The following is a 16,630-nucleotide window of genomic DNA, read 5'->3' as shown; positions in this document are numbered from 1 at the left end:
GGCACAGGGGTTCCAGTCGGCCAACTCCAGGAGTTCCGCCCCCGTGATTACCGTGAACAACCCGTCTGCCCTGACCGTCACGGCGCTTCTCCCCCGCGCCCAGGCCGGGGACGGCGGGGCCATGAACGAACTTCTCCGCCACATCACGCCCTTCGTCGGGCGGCTGTGCAGGGCGGTGGCCCGACGGCACAGTTGCGACGCCGCGCAGGAAGCGCTGCTCGCCATCTACCGCGGCATCGGCGGACTGCGCGAGCCCGCCGCCTTCTACGGCTGGGTCCGTGCGGTCACCGTACGGGAAGCGGTGCGCACCTCGAAGCGGCTGAGCCAGGCAACCGCAGATGAACTTCCCGAAATAGCGCAGGACAGCAACCCGTTGACTTTCGTTCATATCTCCGACGTGCTGGATCAACTGTCGGATCAGCACCGCCAGATCCTTGTCCTACGCGCCGTCTACGGCCTTAACGAGAAGGAGATGGCGAACGCGTTGTCCGTACCCGTCGGCACCGTCCGTTCCCGTTTGCACCGGGCCCGCGGCATGTTCTCCGAAGCCTGGCACGAGATGCACGTCTGAAACGCAGCACCCGGACGACACGAGTAATTTTCCGGTTCAGGGAACGGTCGACGACCCACCCCCGCTCGTCGGCGGGAATCAAGCCAACGAGCGGGGGAAGATTCTTGACCGGAGCAAGGGTGTGTACCTCGCCGGACTTTCTTCACCGGCGAGTCGCCACTCCTTTCCGTCGCCGCTTCTTTCCGCCACACGGATTCATCTCCTGCGACCGCGCTTTTCGAGATCCCGACGCACGATGCCGCGCTGTGACCGCATGCGTGCACCGGAAACCCGGTCACGACGGCCGCGGTCCCGCGGCCCGCCGCCCCCTTGGCCAACCACGCGGTCACAGCCCCAGGCGTGTCATGCCGTCTGGTAGAGACGGCCTTCGGACCAGATGGCGGCCACTCCTCCCCACGCGGCGGCCGAGGCCACGTCGGGAAAGAACCCATGGCCCTTGTGGTTGGCGCTGGTGTTGCACAGCAGCGGAATGCCGGACAGTGCCTCGTAGGCGGTCAGCAGTCGGTGGACGAACGGCGATTCCCCGGCGTTGACGGTCTGTAGACGCGCGGTACCGTCCAGATGCACGACCGCCGGGACCTTGTCCGCCCAGCCTGGCCGGGTGTCGTGGTCGAACAGCATGTGCGGGTCGGGGGTGCCCGGCGAGAACAGCTCACCCGCCCGGTGTTCGAGGCACACGGGGGCAACGGGCCGGTAGTGCTCCCGGTCCTTGATGCGGTTGAGGTGTTCCTTCATCCGGGGGTCGACGGCCGGCGCGAAGATGCTGCGGTGGCCCAGCGCCCGTGGTCCCAGCTCAGCCCGCCCGGTGAGCACCACGACGGGCTGACCGCTCTCGTGCAGCACCCGCGCGAGACCGTCCACATCGCAGGGCCGGGAGGTCCAGCCTGGCGGGTCGCTCTCGGCCGGCAGCAGGCGCGGGCCCTGGTAGACGTCCCAGTCGAGAACGGGCTGTCCGCTGCTCCGGGTCCATTCCAGAACGGCGGCACCCAGGGCGGCCCCGGAATCATTGGGAAAGGGGGGCACCCACACCTCCTCGAAGAGCTCCGAGGAGCGAATGCGGCTGTTCCACTTGATGTTCAGCGCACAACCGCCACCCACACACAGCCGGGGCGGCAGGCCGCGGTCCGCCATCAGCGCGGTCAGGGCGGCAAGGAGACGGCGGCCGAGATAGCCCTGGAAGGCGGCGATCAGGTCGGCATCGTCGAGCCCGGCCCCTTGACGGGTGACGTGGTCCGTCAGCGCACGCGCGAGGTAGTCGCCCATGGTGTAGGACAGCTGCCTACCGCCCAGCAACTCGGTGATGACGGAGTCGAGTTCGGGGCGGTCCTCGCCGAGCGCCGCGTACGCCATGGCCTTTCCGGCCACGTCCAGGTTGCGCGGCATGGCCTGCCGCATCGGCCCGGCCTTCGCGGCTGCGGCCCGGAACGGCGCCAGCGCGGCGCAGAAGTCCGCAAAGATGCTGCCGTAGAGCGGGAACAGTTCGCCCACCCGCGTCACTTGGAGCGGCTCGGGCCGCACGTGGTACAGGACGGGTGTCATGCCGCCGTCCCACACCAGAACCAGGGCGTCCTGGCCCTGCCGAGGGAACGGGCTGGTGGCGTAGGCGCCCATCAGATGCTGAGCACTGTGGTGGTAGCCGGCGTATTCCTGCCCCTGGGCGTCGGCCCACGGCAGACCGGTGAAGGTGTGACGCGCCAGGACCTCGGCAACAGGCTCTTCGAGGTAGGGGGCGACGGGCAGTTCGACAGCGCGGCCGTGGTGGGTCACGCGAAGAGTGGGGTGCTGCGGGTCCTGGTGCAGGCGGGGGAACCAGCCGTCGATCACGAAACGATCGATGTCATCCGTCCGGGCTCCTTCCCGGGACAGGACCTCTTCCGCCATCTCCAGGCGATCGAGGGGCTGGAACCGCTTGTTGTTGTGCAGCTTCTCCATCTCCACCGAGGTCAGGAGCCGGCCGTCCTCGATAAGGGCCAGGCCTCCGTCGTGCGTCAATTTCAGACCGCATATCAGCATGTGTGTCAGCTCTCGTTCTACGCGGGGCGGTGGGGCAGCGGAATGAGAGGCGGAGCCCTGACGCGACGTCCGTGAGGCACTCTGCTGTCGCCCACCAAGGGAACTACACGGTCGCTGATCGCATCATCAAGGTCGCCATATACCGTATGTGACGAGCCATCACCGTAAGGTCTCCACAGGCACCTCCTCCTGCCTTTACCGGCAAACCATGCGGTCTGCTGATTCATGGGAAAAGAGGAGAACACCGCGACACACACTCCCCACTCCATGGGTGATCTCCGTCACTGGAGTTGGCGGCCGGACGGGCTCTGCGCCCCACGAAAGCCGCGAGGCGGCCTCGCGGTTCGTTGTCCCAACGAACCCACGAGACCTCGCTTCATGCACCCCGGAGGCTTCTGACCTACGCGTCCAGGGGGTTGCGCTGGCCGGCACCGAGTAGGCCCCTGCCAGCACCTGGCCGACGGCGGTCCGAAAGCCCCTGCCGCACCGCCCCCTGGGCATGACACGTGCGTACCAGCGACGGCTGCCCCGCCGAGCTCGACTCCGTTGCCGGCCCCGCCGGCCCGCGGGGCCGGGTGTCCTCTCCGCCCGTGCCGAATTCCGATCCTGGACAGCCCTGCCGGCCACCACGCGCTCCTGGTCGTCGCAGCAGACCTGCTCCAGGCCGCCTTCCGCGGCGACCACCCCGAATTCATTGACCCCTGCGCGTCCTCGTCACGTCCATGGCGCGTGGCCAAGACCAATCCTTGCCATCGCCTGCTCGCACGCCACCAGCCCATTGCTGACTTGAGGGAGCACAACGCGTTGCGCCGGCGGCCGCCACGTTCGGAATCCGGAATGGAGGAACGCCGGCCAGCTGAAGTGCATCGCGAGTCGTCAATACTTTCCGGTCTGTTGTCCCGCATCACCGCATCTCGGGCGACCAGGGTTCGGGAGCAACCAGCGGAACGGGTCCTCCGGTTCTCGCAGGGCGGCGTCCGTGGCGCAAGGCGGAACCGAGATGCGTTGCGCAACGTGGTTACGGGAATACGCTGAGAGGGTTCGACGTCCGCTATGTCTGTCTGGCCCGGAGAGAGCGGGGGAAGATGTTAACTGAGGCACTGATGGCGCTAGCTGCGGCGGGCGGCGGCGCCGTGGTCCAAGCCGCTGACACGGACCTGTGGGCGGGTTTTAGTCAGCGAGTTGCGCGACTTTTCAGCCGAGGGGACACCCAGCGAGAACAGGCTGAGTTGGAGCGCTTGGACCGGACCGCCGCCGTCGTGCGGGCGGTGGGACAGGACGTGGAACAACGGGGCCAGCAGGCCCGGCAAGATCCCCACGGCTGCCATATTCGCAGGTCAGCGAGCCGCTTGCGCTGTACCACCAGCAGACGAAGAACCTGCTGGGCTCTCCACGCATGTGGCCGAGCAAGCTCGCTTGGCACCACGAAATTCCCGGAAACCTGCCACACCTGCGTCGCCGGCAGACCATCTGACCAGCAATGCATAGCGACTGATGCCCCGTCAGAATGAGCGTCATTTCAGCGCCAAGATATCACCCGTAACGCCCACACCGCACATGATGCACATCAACAAAACCGCAGGTCAGACACCCTTAGTCGCCTTCTCCAGCACCACAACGCACTCCACATGATGCGTCATCGGGAACAGGTCAGGGCAATTGCGTCCGCGCTTTCACCACTCGCACTCCGAGCACCACCACAATGATGCCGACCGACACGGTGTCGCGGGCCCGTCCGCGTTCCGACGAAGGGGCACAGGGGCGTCCGTAGCCTTCCCAGACAATCCCTCCTGCGCTCCGCTGCGGGACTCAAGATGTGTCGAGACCGTCCAACAAGTCAGTCACCACAAGCACGGAGCACGCCGAATGGGATCTCAATGTTCGAGCTACTTCCATTCAGGCACTGGCTTGAGCGCCACCGTCACACCATGGCGACTATCTGCGCCACGACGGCAACGACCGTGCACGCCTTGCCACTTCCGAGCAGCCAAGGGATAAGCCGAATCGGCCAGCAGAATGCTCAATGGCAGCCCTTGATACCCCGTAGCCAGCACCAGACCAGCACGGGACAGGTGATGACAGGTGCTGAGGGGTGCCTCCAGGTCAGCACCGAGCCAGCACCCCTCAAGATCCACCCCAGATGCACACCGCCCTCACCTGCGCGTTTGCCATATCACCGCTGCCGCGGTAAGGAGCCAGCACTAAAAGGTGGGCCGGAAAGTCACGTGAGGATGCGGCGACCCCGGCTGTGCTCTCCGCGCAGGCGGAGGTGGGCCGGATCTCCGCGGCCATCCCCACCTCCAGCGCCAGTGCTCTCCGCGCAGGCGGACGTGAACCGAGGGCGGCGTTGGCGAGGATCTGTTCGGCGGTGTGCTCTCCGCGCAGGCGGAGGTGAACCGCTCTAGTTGGTGTGGTTCTCTCGCGCTTGACGTGTCAGTGCCCTTCGGCAGACTTGGCCGAGAATGCGGCAGTGGATCGCGGGAGCCGCCCGGCTTATGCCAGCTGCACCGATGGGGGACGCAGAACATGAACCAGGACGACACACCGGGCGGGTACGCGGGACGTTCGGTCGCCGCCGGGCGTTACCAGCTGCGTGATCTGCTCGGCCAGGGCTGCATGGCTTCGGTCCATCTCGCCTACGATTCGGTACTCGACCGGCAGGTGGCGATCAAGTTGCTGCATACCGAGCTCGGGCGGGATCAGGTCTTCCGTGAGCGGTTTCGGCGCGAGGCCAAGGCCATGGCGAAACTCAGGCACACGAACATCGTCTCGGTCTTCGGCATAGGCGAGGACGATCTCGGCGGCGTGACGACGCCGTATATCGTGATGGAGTATGTCGAGGGCAAGCCGCTCGGCTCAGTGCTCGAGGCGGAGGTCGCGCAACACGGCGCGATGCCGGCCGACAAGGCCCTTAAGATCACCGCGGATGTGCTCGCGGCCCTGGAGACTGGCCATGAGATGGGCCTGGTCCACCGGGGCATCAAGCCGGGCAATGTGATGATGACGAGACGGAACGTCGTCAAGGTAACGGACTTCGGCATCGCCCGCGCCATGCAGTCCGACGTCACATCAATGACCCAGACCGGCATAGTGGTCGGCATGCCTCAGTACCTCGCCCCGGAGCAGGTGCTGGGCCGGGGCGAGGATGCACGGTCCAACGTGTACTCGGTCGGCGTCATGCTGTTCCAACTGGTCACGGGGCGGCTGCCGTTCGACAAGGACTCGCCGCTGGCAATCGCGTACGCGCATGTGCAGGAGGAGCCTGTTGCACCATCCTCGATCAACCGTTCGCTGCCGTCGGCCGTGGACGCGTTGGTCGCCCGTGCGCTGGAGAAGAGCCCGAACGAGCGTCTTCCGAGCGCCATGATGCGCGGCGAGTGTCTGCGCGTAGCCCAGTTGCTGCGCCCGGTGGCGCCCAGCATCGTGCCGGGTGCGCAGACGCCGAACGACCCGGGTGTCGGCTCCGCCGGATTCCCCGTTGGTTCCATCGACTGGCAAACCGTGATGGTCACCATGGCGCTAGCTCCGTTCGTGCAAGCGTTGGCGTCGAGCTTTGGTACTAAGCTTGCGGGAGCGATCGACCACGCAACTCGTTCTGCCGTGCGGCGTTTTGTGAGGGGGCAAGGCGAGTCAGCTGCGGTCGACGCCCAATCCGCGGGCCAAGTCATGCTGTTGCTTGAGGAACACGGCGTCCGAGTCCACCTTTTCGAAGGCACGCCGGCTGAGGCCCTGGGGCAATTGCCGGCGGTCAATTTCGCCCAACTTGAGGGATTCTCAGAAAGTTGCCCTGTTGTGTCCTGGTTCGAGGATGCCTGGTGTGCCAGAGGTGATAGGGGAGGGTCTCCACTTGTCTCGGCTTGGGATCCTGCTGCCGGTCGATGGAGCCACCGAACACGTACTGACGGATGACAACTGAGACTGTGTCAAACATGCTCAGTTTGAGAAGCCGTTTGCACAACAGAGAGCGGATGCCAGTCCGAAAAGGGCCAGGTAATTGCCGGGTTTACGCTAGTAGCGGTGGTTGAGACGGCGGTAGCCGGTCAGCCAGGACATGGTGCGTTCGATGGGACTGCGACGCGGTCTGCATCCCCGGCGGCTTCGGCGACCGCGGTGTCGACGGCAAGGTCGGCGCGATCACCTACGCCCGGGAGAATAAGCTCCCGCTGCTCGGCCTGTGCCTGGGCCTCCAGTGCGTGGTCATTGAGGCGGCCCGCAACCTGGCCGGGATCCAGGGCGCGAACTCCACCCCCTCGGTGCACGGCTGTCCGAGGAGCCGGAGCGGGCCGACCGGCGGGAGTTGCTCCGCGCGATCGCGGCCGCCGGGCACGCGGAGTGGGTGCTGGACTTCATCGCCGGACACCTGGCCCTGCCCGGTCTGCTCGATACGGCTGTCCCCCGTCGCACGCGGGCATCTCTTGGCGGCCGCGGCGGTGAGGTACGCCGAACTCGGTGAGGAGGCTGCGGCGTTCGCCCTGTTGCCCGGGATTCCCTTCGCCACCGAGCGGTCGCACGCACTTGCCGGCATGGCCGAGTTCCTTCCGGCCGCGAGCCTCCGCCGGTGGGCTGAGTACGTCACGGCTGAGATGGGCGGCTTCGGCTCCGGCGCCTTCGGACGGCGTGCGGTCGTCTGGGCAAGGGCGCCCAAAGCCACGTTGCGAATGCGTGAGGCCGGAAGCCTGCCGGGATGCCATTAGATCGGAGGGGACCTGGCAATCTCCATGAACTACGACTTCCCCCTGCCCGACAAGCTGCCGAAGACTCCCTACGAGAAGACGAAGGACATCAGCTTCACGGTTGAGGACAACAAGATCGATCGCCTGACGCTCACCATGGGGCCTGAAAACCATGGATGGGAGAACCCCTGGTACGGGGTGGCAGACATCGTCTTCGAGCACGACGGGACCAAGACCACTGTCGGCCCCATCGTCGTGGTCGACACAGGAGGCGATGCAGAGTTCTACCCCAAGGACGACACCTGGGTCATCGAGAACGTCACTCGCCCTGCCTGCTTGAACGAGACAGCTGCCCTGGTGAACCGCCTCATGGCTATCCCTGATGTCACTGTCTCGAAGGAATCGACGTCACTACGAGACAAGCTCAGTTCCATGGGCCACTGATCTCCCACAACTGCCGCCATCGTCTAGTACTCCAGTCAGAAATCGTTGCCTGAGCTGGTTCTTCTTCGGTAGTGGCAGTGCCGGACTGTGGCTTGGTGACGTCTGCGCCAGTGAGACCAGCTCAGGCGTGTGCGATGGGGCCGTTGCGGGGCTCGGGGCGGGGAAGCAGAACGTCCAGGAGTCGCCCGACCTCTGCCACGGTGAGAGCGCTGGTGCTGGTGGTGTCGTTTCTGCGGCCCCTTTTTCGGTGGTCCTGGCCGCGAGGGCGGAAAGGAAGGCGTGGGCGGGCATGGCCAGGGTGATGTGCCGGTACCAGCCCGGATATCGGCGGACTTCGTACTGGTCCAGGCCGCATTCGTCCTTTGCCGCCTGGAAGGCTTCCTCGATCGCCCATCGTGAGCCGGCGACCCGCACCAAGTCGCCGACCGTGGTGCCGTTGGGCGCGTAAGCCATGTAGTAGGCGGTCTCCTCCGGCCTGGCCAGGTTGCGGCGGGCCAGCATCCACCGATCGTGCGTCGGTGCGTCGCCGTCGAAGACATCGATGGCCGGCGGGCGGGCGGAAGCACAGTCGTAGAGTCGTGGACCCTTCGCGCCGTCGCCGCAGGACAATCGTCCCCAGGCTTCCTGTGGTGCCTGGGCGATGGCGTGGTCGATCCGTCCGTAGGGGGCGTGAAGCGGCTGGGACTTCGGCACCGCCAGGACGTAACCGACACCGGCTTCTTCCAAAGTGCGGCGCATGCGCCATTCCTGGCCGTAGGCGCAGTCGCCGGTCACCCAGGCAATGGGCAGGGGCGAGGCCAGGGCTCGCAGGATCACCGCCCGGGCCAGCTCGCCCTTGGTCGCGAAACCCCGGTTCTCGGGTTCGCCCGCCGCCCGGCACCGGTCCGTGTCACCCGTCCAGGACTTCGGCAGATAGAGCTCCCGGTCGACCAGCGCCCGGCCCTCGAACCGGAGGTAAGACTTCTCGTCTCACGGGCGTCTCACCAACAGCGTCGATGCGCTTGGGCTACGAATATCTGACCTGCGCTAACGCTCTCCACGTGGACCACCTGGACCGCACGAGACGCGGTCTACCACATGCGCCAGGTTGGCCCCCGAGGCCAGCGGTCCTCCTGCTCGTGCTCTCCATTGCGTCAGGTCACCGGCCGTCTGCTCACCTCCAACACGACTGACCACGAGGGGAGCGTGCGCCTCAAAGCCGTCCGCACACGGCGGTCACTCAACGTGCCTGCGGCAAGTCGCCGCTCCCGCCTCGCCGCCGCCCGTGATCGTGACGCTCCCTGGGGAGAATCTGGGGAGTATCTGAGCCGCTGGGGAGCGCGTGGGGAGAATCAGGCGCATAACCCGGCAAGGACCTGAAAGACGCTGAAAGGATCATTTGCGCAGGTGCCCGCCCCATTCCCATCTTTCGTAGGCGAGGCGGCGTTCTTCGTCTGCCTGTTCCTGCGCGAGGCGGGCGAGGCGTTCGGCTTCGGCGCGTTCTGCGGGTGTGGGCGGGGGCGGCTGCTTGCGGGCGTAGTCGTGCCAGTAAGCGGCGATCGCCGAGGTCTGGCGCAGGACGCTGTCCGGTTCGGGCGGAGCGGGCCAGAACTGCAGCAGATAGCAGTCCAGTTGAGGCTCATGGTCCAGCCGGGTGTCCCGCTGGTCTGCCTCGTCCATGCCCTTGGCGCAGTAGCGCACCCGGTAGTCGGTCTCTTCCAGATCCAGCTCCCAGGAGTCCTCGCCCGCCCATCGCACGAGCGCGCTGCTGCCTGAGCGGGGGCGGAAGGACACCTCCACGACGTCCTCCCAGGCCGCATCCAGCGGCGGGGCCTGATCATGCACTTCGACGGTGAAGCCGACGTCACCTGTGTGCAGTCCGGTCGTCAGCCACAACGCACCGGGGACCGCCGCCCCGCACAGCCCCCCGCTCTGCCCGGCGAACGCCTCCGCGAGGTCCGGGCCGAAGCTGTCCGGATCGCTCTCGACATAGATCTGGCCGTAGTGAACATGAACCTCGCCCTCGACCGGCCTGCGCACCATTTACTCCCGTCGTCTCCCAGAACGAGCCGTCCTTGACAGCCTACGGAGCAGCACTGACAGTGCGACCGGGGCCAGGTGTCCCGGACGGAGACTGCCGGCGCACCAGTCCTTGCTGAAGGACTGTCTGCGCTCACTGCGCGAGGTCTGGTGGAAGCCTGCGGGGTGGCGTGGTCGCAAAGAAGGCACGCAGGGGTCACCGACGGTGCGGCCACGGTCGGTGTCACCGGCCGCCTCGTCGACTACCTTCCAGAGATCTGCGGAGTTGAAGGGTGAGGACAAGCCAGCGCAGGATGACCTGCAAGGTGAGTTTCCGCAGTCGATGGCGGTGCGTGCGGGCGAGGGCGGGCTCGCGCCGGCCGGGGCGACGTAGCAGCAGCCCGGCTCGCGCCGGCCGGGGCGACATACCAGCAGCCCGGGCCCGGGCGCGGGCCGGGGCGACGTACCGGCTGCCCGGCTCGCGCCCGGTTGTAGGCCGACGGGCTCTGATGAAAACGTGGATGAAGATGCGGCTGGTGAAGCGCGCGTGAGCATTGCCTGTGCGCCGTGCAGGGCCAGGCAGCCGTCTGTGGAGTGCTGGTCATGGGCGAGCTTCACACCCCGCAGGGAGCGGCCTGTGGTTCAGGCGGCGCGTCGGGCCGACCTTGCTGTCGGTCCGAAGGTCTGCGTGCAAGGGCCTGTGGGGACCCCACCACGGGGAGTGATATCCCGCCATGATGGCGGCGTTCGGTGCGCTCTCTCAGACGCGCAAGCGACCTGCGGATACCGAATTCGCCTCACGGGGCAGGGTCGTCCGCCGGCCGATGGCCGAAGGTGGCCCCCGTGAGGCCACGGCCGCTGAGCGGCATGTTTGCATGTATGGGTGATCGTTAACGCACAGGAAATATCCGAGCCGCGGACGTACGTGGACCGCATTCTGGAGCACTGGAACACGGACGAGGACGCCGAGGCGCTCGTCCAGGGGACGCAGCGGCTGACCAGAGGGGAGGCCCGGCGGGAGCTGTTCAGGCTGGGGCATGCGCTGCGCGGGCAGGGGCTCGCGCCCGGCGACGGAGTGGGGCTTTTTCTGGCCAACCGCGTCGACTCGGTCCTCGTACAGCTCGCCGTCCATCTCATCGGCTGCCGCGTCGTGTTCCTGCCGCCCGAGCCGGGGCCCGGCGAACTCGCCGCGCTCGTCGAGCAGTCCCGGGCGCGCGCCGTGGTCACCGACCCGCTCTTCGCCGGGCGGGCCGCCGACGCGGCCGGCCGCAGCGTCCACGCCCCCGCACTGCTCAGCCTCGGGCCCTGCGAGCAGCAGTGCACCGACCTGCTGGCCCTGGCGGCCAAGTGCCCGCACGCGCGCCCCGACGGCGTGCCCGCCCCGGGAGCGGACGAAGCCGTCACCGTCTTCTACACCGGCGGAACCCTGGGCCGCCCCAAGCTCGCCGCGCACACCCACTGGCTCTACGACACTCTGGTCGACCTGGTGACGGACTCCGCGCAGGACGCCGGCCCCACGTTCTTCCCGACCATGGACCCGAGCACGGACAGGGTGCTCGCCGCCACGCTGCTCACGCACGGCAGCGGCCACCTCACCTCGATCCAGGCCCTGGTGACGGGGTCCACCCTCGTCGTGCTGCCCGAGTTCGAAGCGGGCGCGGCCCTGACGGTGCTGCGCGAGGAGCGGATCACCGCCACCATGTTCGTACCGCCCATGCTGTACGCGGTGCTCGACCACCCGGACTGCAGGCCGGGCGTCCTGCCCGCGCTGCGGCGGATCGTCGTCGGCGGCGCGGCCACCTCGCCCAGCCGGCTGCAGCAGGCGGTCGAGGTCTTCGGGCCCGTGCTCAGCCAGGCGTACGGGCAGTCGGAGGCGCTCGGTATCACCGCGTTCGCCGCGGAGGAGCTCGCCTCGGAGGGCCCCCGGCGCCCCGAACTCTGGCGCAGCTGCGGTCGCGCGATACCCGGCGTCCAGATCGAGATCCGCGGTGAGGACAGCGCGGAGGCACTGCCCGTCAGGCAGGTCGGCGAGGTCTGCGTCCATGGCGAGACGGTGATGCTCGGCTACTACGAGGACCCGGAGCGGACCGCGGCGGCGCTGCACGACGGCTGGCTGCGCACCGGGGACATGGGATATCTCGACGCCGAGGGGTACCTCTACCTCGTCGACCGGGCCAAGGACATCATCGTCACCGGCCACACCAGCGACAACGTCTACTCCAGGGTCCTGGAGGATTTCCTGCTCACGCTGCCCGGCGTGCGCAATGCGGCGGCGCTGGGTGTGCCGGACGAGGAGTACGGGGAAGCGGTACAGATCTTCCTGGCCGCGGCCGAGGGCGCTGACATCGACCCGGAGGCGGTCGGCGTAGCGGTGACCGCCGAGCTGGGCGAGTTGTACAGGCCCCGGAAGACGGTGCTGCTTGACCAGCTCCCGACCACCAAGGTCGGCAAGGTGGACAAGAAGGCGCTGCGCGCCGCGTGGACGAGCAGCGCTGGCTTCATCGAGCAGTAGTGGGTCTAGCTCAACAACTGTGGAGCCGCCACTGAGAGTGACAGGTGGCAGTCGCCGCAGTCTCCCGGAAGTTGCCCGAAAATGATCAGCCCCGGGTTCGGTGGGGATGACAGTTCCGGCTCGTGGAAGATGTGGTGCTCCGGCTGGAGCAGCTGTTGTTCCCGTCGATCGCGGATGTCGCGGTGGTGTCGGTAGACGTGAACAACGAGACGGTACGTATTGAAGCCTGCTGCACGGCTGTCGGGGCCGTATGCCCGGCCTGCGGCGTCCGGTCGAGCCGGGTGCACGGCTCCTACCTGCGGTTTCCCGCTGATTCACCCAGCGCGGGAAGACGGGTGGTGCTGTGTTTGAGGGTCCGCCGATCCACGTGCGGGAACCCCTCGTGCGATCGGCGGGCCTTCGTCGAGCAGGTGTCGGGCTGACCCGGCGGTTCGGTCGGTGGACCGAGGGTTGCGTTCGACGCTGGCCGCTGTCGGCCTTGCGCTCGCAGGCCGATCCGGCGCCCGCATGGCCGGTGTCTTCGGGGTCTCTGTCAGCCGCAGCACGGTACTTCGGATGGTCTCTGCCCTTCCCGTACCGGAACCACCGGCCCCGCGGGTGGTCGGCGTTGATGAGTATGCAACGCGCAAGGGCCGGAGGGCTGGAGTAACGCATGGAAGCTATGGGAAGAGATCGTGCCGCTCGGCTACAAGGGAACCTACGGGATTGTCAACGCCTACATCAGGAAAAAGCGCACGTCACCGCAACCGGTGACGGCAAAGCCACCGTCGCCCCGAACGGTCTCCAAGGGATCCTCAGCCGCCCCGAAACCCTCACCGAAATCGAGCAGTTGCGGCTCAAGATGGTCCTTGCTCAGTGCCCCGAACTGGAGGCCCTCACCGGACACGTCCGATCCTTCGCGACCATGCTCACCGAGCGCCAGGGCGAACGACTCCCGCAGAGGCTCGACGCCGTCCGGCAAGACGACCTTCCCAGTCTCCACACCCTCGCCGCAGGCATCGACCGCGACCGTCAAGCCGTCATCGCCGGCCTCACGCTTCCCTGGAACTCGGGTGTCGTCGAAGGTCACGTCAACCGGATCAAGATGCTCAAACGCCAGATGTTCGGCCGGTCCGGCTTCGCCCTCCTCCGAAAGCGAGCCCTGCTCGCGCCATGACACCGGCTGTCCGCTCAGAGGCCGAGCCGCACCGGCTCTGCTGGAACACCGGAGGTGATCAATGCCGTCAAAGGAGTCGCAAGGTCGCGGGGGGAGAACAGGTCGGGACCGCCATAACAGGCGACTTCACGCGGGTGCCACCACTTCAGACCGCTGATGTTCTCCGCGGCGAGCTCGTCGTCGGACAGAGCCCCGCGCGGATCGAAACCGGCAGTGCGCACGAGGAAGTAGTCGTTAATGACGCCGTCGTAGCCCGCGGCGTGTCCAGGGGCCACGACTTCCTGGTGCCAGACGTGCGGCGGAGCGGTCCTGATGGCAAGGCCCACCTCTTCCTGCAGTTCACGGCGCAGCGCGGCAAGTGGTGTCTCGCCCGGCTCGATCCCTCCGCCGGGAGCTGCCCACACCACTGTTCCCGCTGGCTCTGGAATCGCGAACCGGCAGAGAAGGATGCAGTCGTGCTCGTCGAGGATGATCGCGCGGACTGAATGACGCAGGTTCACGGACGGCATCCAGACACGCTAACCGCCCGCGGCAAGGGTGGTGTGATCGGACAGGTGGGCCAAGCCCATAACTCCCTGACACCGACCACAGAACCTGAGCCAGAACCTTGTGTCATCGATAAAGCCACTGGCCAACGGTGATGACGACCGGGTCCTGCGACAGTGGAACCTGCGCACCCAGAGAACTACCACCGCTCTCTCGAACCCACCAACCAGGCGGTGATCCGGGCGTCGCCCAGACCTGTGAACGACTGACTTGACGACTCATGAAGTGCCAGCCTGCGGTTCCTCGAACCACGGCCTCGCGAGCATCCGGCGCCCGGTGCGGCGCAGTCCGCGGCCATCGCCCACGACAACGTGCCAACTGCACTGCCCGGCCGGATAATCCAAGTGCCGTCCGGTCGTCCCCCGTGGTACTCCTCCCTGCTATGGGCGATCTTGTGACAGCGCGGCTCGTGCTTCATCCGATGACCGTCAGCGAAGCTGAGCAAGTGGTGGCGGGCGAGCTGGACGGCAGTGCCCGATGGGTGCCCGGATATCCCACCGATGGGGACGTGACCGCCGCCAGGCGCTTCCTGGACACCTGCGCGAACACCGGTAATCCCCAGCCGTTCGGCAACTATGAGATCCGTCGCCGCGACAACGGCCAGGCCATCGGTGGCCTGGGCTTCCACGGACCTGCGGACGAGAACGGCAGCGTCACGATCGGCTACGGCCTCATCCAGTCAGCGCGAGGCAAGGGATACGCCTCCGAGGCCCTCCGCGCCCTGCTGCTGTTCGCGCAGGCACACGGCGTCACCTGCGTGAAAGGCGACGCTGACCACGACAACCTCGCCTCCCAGCACGTCATGACGGCAGCGGGCATGCGGCCGGCCGCAGAAGACGAACGCGTCAAGTACTTCGAGGTCACCTGGACCGGAACGACGGCGAATACGGACCCACATTCCTAGCGTCAGAAGTCAAGCGAAAGCCGCCGGGTGGTGAGTGCTCGCATCCGTGCTTCCCACCACGCACCGGCCAAACAGCACCCAAAGCGCCCATCACGAAGTCGTATCGGCCCCCGGGCGCGGAGACAACAGCGCCCGCCGCTGACTCCCCACCCGGCACACCTCGAACGCGACGCAGAAACCGGCTACCCCTGACCGACTGAAAGTCTCCCACCTGCCAATGTCCAGCCAGGTGGCTACCAGGAACACGACACCCTCCTCCCAGGAAACGAAGTCCACAGTGACCACCGCCAAACCGTGGAGTGACCAGACTGAAACACGCACACAGCCCGCACACCCCAGACGGAACCGGGAGGAACGCTCCGGCCCCGGAACTCACCCAGCCACAGCAGCCCAAGACGCGGCACAAGCAGCCTCCCCCCCACCGAACAGGAAACATCCGGTAATCAGTGGCATCACTGCGACGAGACAAGCGGGGTGAGATGCACCGTGACTCACCCACCGAATCCTGAGAAGGGCGCGAACTACCCCAGGGCTGTCGACGTTGAGGTCCGGTTCGCCGGTTGGGGTTCGATTCTCGATGCTTCACATTGGCCGAAGGATGCCGGCTCCCGAGGAGGGCTTCTCCACACGTAACCCTGTGGTTCTACCCAAGGCGGGCGGAGTCCTCAACGGGCGTTGTGGTGTCGGCGGTCTCGGCGCGGCCCGCGGCGACCCGCAGCGTCAGGGCAGCCGCGGCTCCCGCCACCAGGCCGCAGGTCAGGGCGGCCGGGACACCCTCACCGATGCCGGCGGACAGGTGCAGCAGGTCCCAGCGGAGGCTGGAGCCCACCCCGTCCACCGCCACCCTCAGCAGCTGGCTCGCCAGCAGCCCGAGGACGGTCGCGCAGACCGCGCCGGCCGCCATCGCGGGGACAGTGGCCCGGGTGAGCAGTCCGGGCAGCCGCCGCAGAACCCACCACACCACGGCGAGCAGCAGCACGTCGCCGGCGCGATACAGGAGCCAGGAACCGAGCGGCCCGCCCCCCGGGCCCGACCAACCGCCGAGCAGCAGCCACTGGCGCAGAAGGTCGCCCGGTTCGGCGAACATCCCGATGTTCGGGGAGACTTGCTGGAGGGCTGCGGCGACCGGAAGGTACGAGAGGACCACCAGGGACAGTGCGATCACGGCGGTTCCGACGGTGGCGGCCAGACGGGCGGCGCGTGCCGGGACGGCTTCGTGCGACAGCGGACCGGTCCCCTTGGCGGCGACCCGCGCTATGAACACGGTCAACGCTGCCGCGACCAGCGCGGTCACCACCAAGACCTGCCGCCCGGAGGAGATGACGCCCGCCAGCCGGGGCAGAAAGCGGAAACTGCCGTTCCCTCCCGAGGCGATCAGCCACGGCGCGGAGACCGTCACCGCCAGGGTCCCGGCCACCACGCCCCAGGCCCATATCGCGAGCAGAGCCGCCGGCATCCGGCCGTGCACCGGCGGCAGCCTGCGGACCAGGAGCAGCGCCCCAGGTACGAAGAAGGCGAAGACCGCGCCGAACCGGATCTGCATCGCGGTGGTGTACAACGCAAGGTAGTTAGTGCCGGCGGCCCCGGCTGCGCCCCCGCTCCCTCCAGACACCTCGGTGCCGAACGTGGCCGAGGCCGGCGGGTGGTACGACCAGGGGGTGAGCCAGTGTTCCAGCTCGGCGGCGACCTGGCCGTTGAGCATGCCGGTGGCGCCTGGCAGGTGCAGTGCGTGCGCGCTTGCCCCCGCCCACCACAGAAGGACCGTGAGCAGCAGCCCCCCAGCTAATGCCGGCATCACCGCACGCCTGTATGT

General features: G+C 67.2%; 11 protein-coding genes and 3 pseudogenes. 8 read left to right on the top strand and 6 right to left on the bottom strand.

Going from position 1 to position 16,630, the window contains the following annotated elements; translation table 11 throughout:
* Window positions 1-43: 43 nt before the first annotated feature.
* A complete protein-coding gene (locus CP981_RS37095) occupies window positions 44-571 on the top strand; it encodes an RNA polymerase sigma factor (protein ID WP_244329973.1) in 528 nt (175 codons plus the stop codon).
* Window positions 572-913: 342 nt separating this feature from the next.
* Here the strand turns inward: CP981_RS37095 and CP981_RS37090 are convergent, their stop codons facing one another.
* The gene (locus CP981_RS37090) at window positions 914-2,584 is read right to left on the bottom strand and encodes a carbamoyltransferase N-terminal domain-containing protein (protein WP_085926382.1); all 1,671 of its coding nucleotides are present in this window, start codon (window positions 2,582-2,584) and stop codon (window positions 914-916) included.
* 2,526 nt (window positions 2,585-5,110) lie between these two features.
* On the opposite strand from CP981_RS37090, the gene CP981_RS37080 reads away from it, so the two are divergent.
* A complete protein-coding gene (locus tag CP981_RS37080) occupies window positions 5,111-6,493 on the top strand; it encodes a protein kinase domain-containing protein (protein ID WP_244329972.1) in 1,383 nt (460 codons plus the stop codon).
* A gap of 19 nt (window positions 6,494-6,512) precedes the next feature.
* Here the strand turns inward: CP981_RS37080 and CP981_RS39655 are convergent.
* A pseudogene (locus tag CP981_RS39655) lies at window positions 6,513-6,661 on the bottom strand (IS5/IS1182 family transposase); the annotation flags it as partial.
* Between CP981_RS39655 and CP981_RS37075 the strand changes: the two are divergent.
* Together CP981_RS37075 and CP981_RS37070 are read left to right on the top strand one after the other, a co-directional pair.
* Window positions 6,652-6,831: pseudogene (locus CP981_RS37075) on the top strand (glutamine amidotransferase-related protein); the annotation flags it as partial. The pseudogenes CP981_RS39655 and CP981_RS37075 overlap by 10 nt on opposite strands.
* Window positions 6,832-7,302: 471 nt before the next feature.
* Window positions 7,303-7,701 carry a hypothetical protein gene (locus CP981_RS37070; protein WP_085926384.1) on the top strand — a complete coding sequence of 133 codons (399 nt, stop codon included), beginning with the start codon at window positions 7,303-7,305 and terminating at the stop codon, window positions 7,699-7,701.
* Window positions 7,702-7,833: 132 nt separating this feature from the next.
* Here CP981_RS37070 and CP981_RS37065 read toward each other — a convergent pair.
* Together CP981_RS37065 and CP981_RS37060 are read right to left on the bottom strand one after the other, a co-directional pair.
* Window positions 7,834-8,649 (bottom strand): annotated as a pseudogene (locus tag CP981_RS37065) (IS701 family transposase); the annotation flags it as partial.
* Between the two features lie 426 nt (window positions 8,650-9,075).
* Window positions 9,076-9,723 (bottom strand): hypothetical protein, encoded by a 648-nt coding sequence (locus tag CP981_RS37060; RefSeq protein WP_244329971.1) that lies wholly within the window; start codon window positions 9,721-9,723, stop codon window positions 9,076-9,078.
* 859 nt (window positions 9,724-10,582) lie between these two features.
* Between CP981_RS37060 and CP981_RS37055 the strand changes: the two genes are divergently transcribed.
* The 3 genes from CP981_RS37055 (at window position 10,583) to CP981_RS39650 (ending at window position 13,367) form a co-directional block, all read left to right on the top strand.
* Window positions 10,583-12,211: a class I adenylate-forming enzyme family protein gene (locus CP981_RS37055; protein WP_244329970.1), complete on the top strand. Its 1,629-nt coding sequence runs from the start codon at window positions 10,583-10,585 to the stop codon at window positions 12,209-12,211.
* A 122-nt stretch (window positions 12,212-12,333) separates the two neighbouring features.
* The gene (locus CP981_RS38295; protein ID WP_085926386.1) at window positions 12,334-12,633 is read left to right on the top strand and encodes a transposase family protein; all 300 of its coding nucleotides are present in this window, start codon (window positions 12,334-12,336) and stop codon (window positions 12,631-12,633) included.
* Between the two features lie 230 nt (window positions 12,634-12,863).
* Window positions 12,864-13,367 (top strand): transposase, encoded by a 504-nt coding sequence (locus tag CP981_RS39650; RefSeq protein WP_208853036.1) that lies wholly within the window; start codon window positions 12,864-12,866, stop codon window positions 13,365-13,367.
* A gap of 14 nt (window positions 13,368-13,381) precedes the next feature.
* Here CP981_RS39650 and CP981_RS37045 read toward each other — a convergent pair whose 3' ends face one another.
* Window positions 13,382-13,876 (bottom strand): NUDIX hydrolase, encoded by a 495-nt coding sequence (locus tag CP981_RS37045; RefSeq protein WP_085926387.1) that lies wholly within the window; start codon window positions 13,874-13,876, stop codon window positions 13,382-13,384.
* 419 nt (window positions 13,877-14,295) lie between these two features.
* On the opposite strand from CP981_RS37045, the gene CP981_RS37040 reads away from it, so the two are divergent.
* Complete coding sequence (locus tag CP981_RS37040) at window positions 14,296-14,817, top strand: GNAT family N-acetyltransferase (protein WP_085926388.1); 522 nt, start codon at window positions 14,296-14,298, stop codon at window positions 14,815-14,817.
* A 643-nt stretch (window positions 14,818-15,460) separates the two neighbouring features.
* On the opposite strand, the gene CP981_RS37035 is transcribed toward CP981_RS37040, so the two are convergent.
* A complete protein-coding gene (locus CP981_RS37035; RefSeq protein ID WP_208853035.1) occupies window positions 15,461-16,612 on the bottom strand; it encodes a hypothetical protein in 1,152 nt (383 codons plus the stop codon).
* Window positions 16,613-16,630: the final 18 nt, after the last annotated feature.

The sequence above is a fragment of the Streptomyces platensis genome (assembly GCF_008704855.1).
GTDB classification, from domain to species: Bacteria; Actinomycetota; Actinomycetes; order Streptomycetales; family Streptomycetaceae; genus Streptomyces; species Streptomyces platensis.
This window is presented reverse-complemented; position numbering and strand designations above follow the sequence as displayed.

What these genes read in the sequence shown, in the direction of transcription:
- CP981_RS37090 (WP_085926382.1), bottom strand. Translation starts at nt 2,584, where the DNA reads ATGCTGATATGCGGTCTGAAATTGACGCACGACGGAGGCCTGGCCCTT.
- CP981_RS37080 (WP_244329972.1), top strand. Translation starts at nt 5,111, where the DNA reads ATGAACCAGGACGACACACCGGGCGGGTACGCGGGACGTTCGGTCGCC.
- CP981_RS37070 (WP_085926384.1), top strand. Translation starts at nt 7,303, where the DNA reads ATGAACTACGACTTCCCCCTGCCCGACAAGCTGCCGAAGACTCCCTAC.
- CP981_RS37060 (WP_244329971.1), bottom strand. Translation starts at nt 9,723, where the DNA reads ATGGTGCGCAGGCCGGTCGAGGGCGAGGTTCATGTTCACTACGGCCAG.
- CP981_RS39650 (WP_208853036.1), top strand. Translation starts at nt 12,864, where the DNA reads ATGGAAGCTATGGGAAGAGATCGTGCCGCTCGGCTACAAGGGAACCTA.
- CP981_RS37045 (WP_085926387.1), bottom strand. Translation starts at nt 13,876, where the DNA reads ATGCCGTCCGTGAACCTGCGTCATTCAGTCCGCGCGATCATCCTCGAC.
- CP981_RS37040 (WP_085926388.1), top strand. Translation starts at nt 14,296, where the DNA reads ATGGGCGATCTTGTGACAGCGCGGCTCGTGCTTCATCCGATGACCGTC.
- CP981_RS37035 (WP_208853035.1), bottom strand. Translation starts at nt 16,612, where the DNA reads ATGCCGGCATTAGCTGGGGGGCTGCTGCTCACGGTCCTTCTGTGGTGG.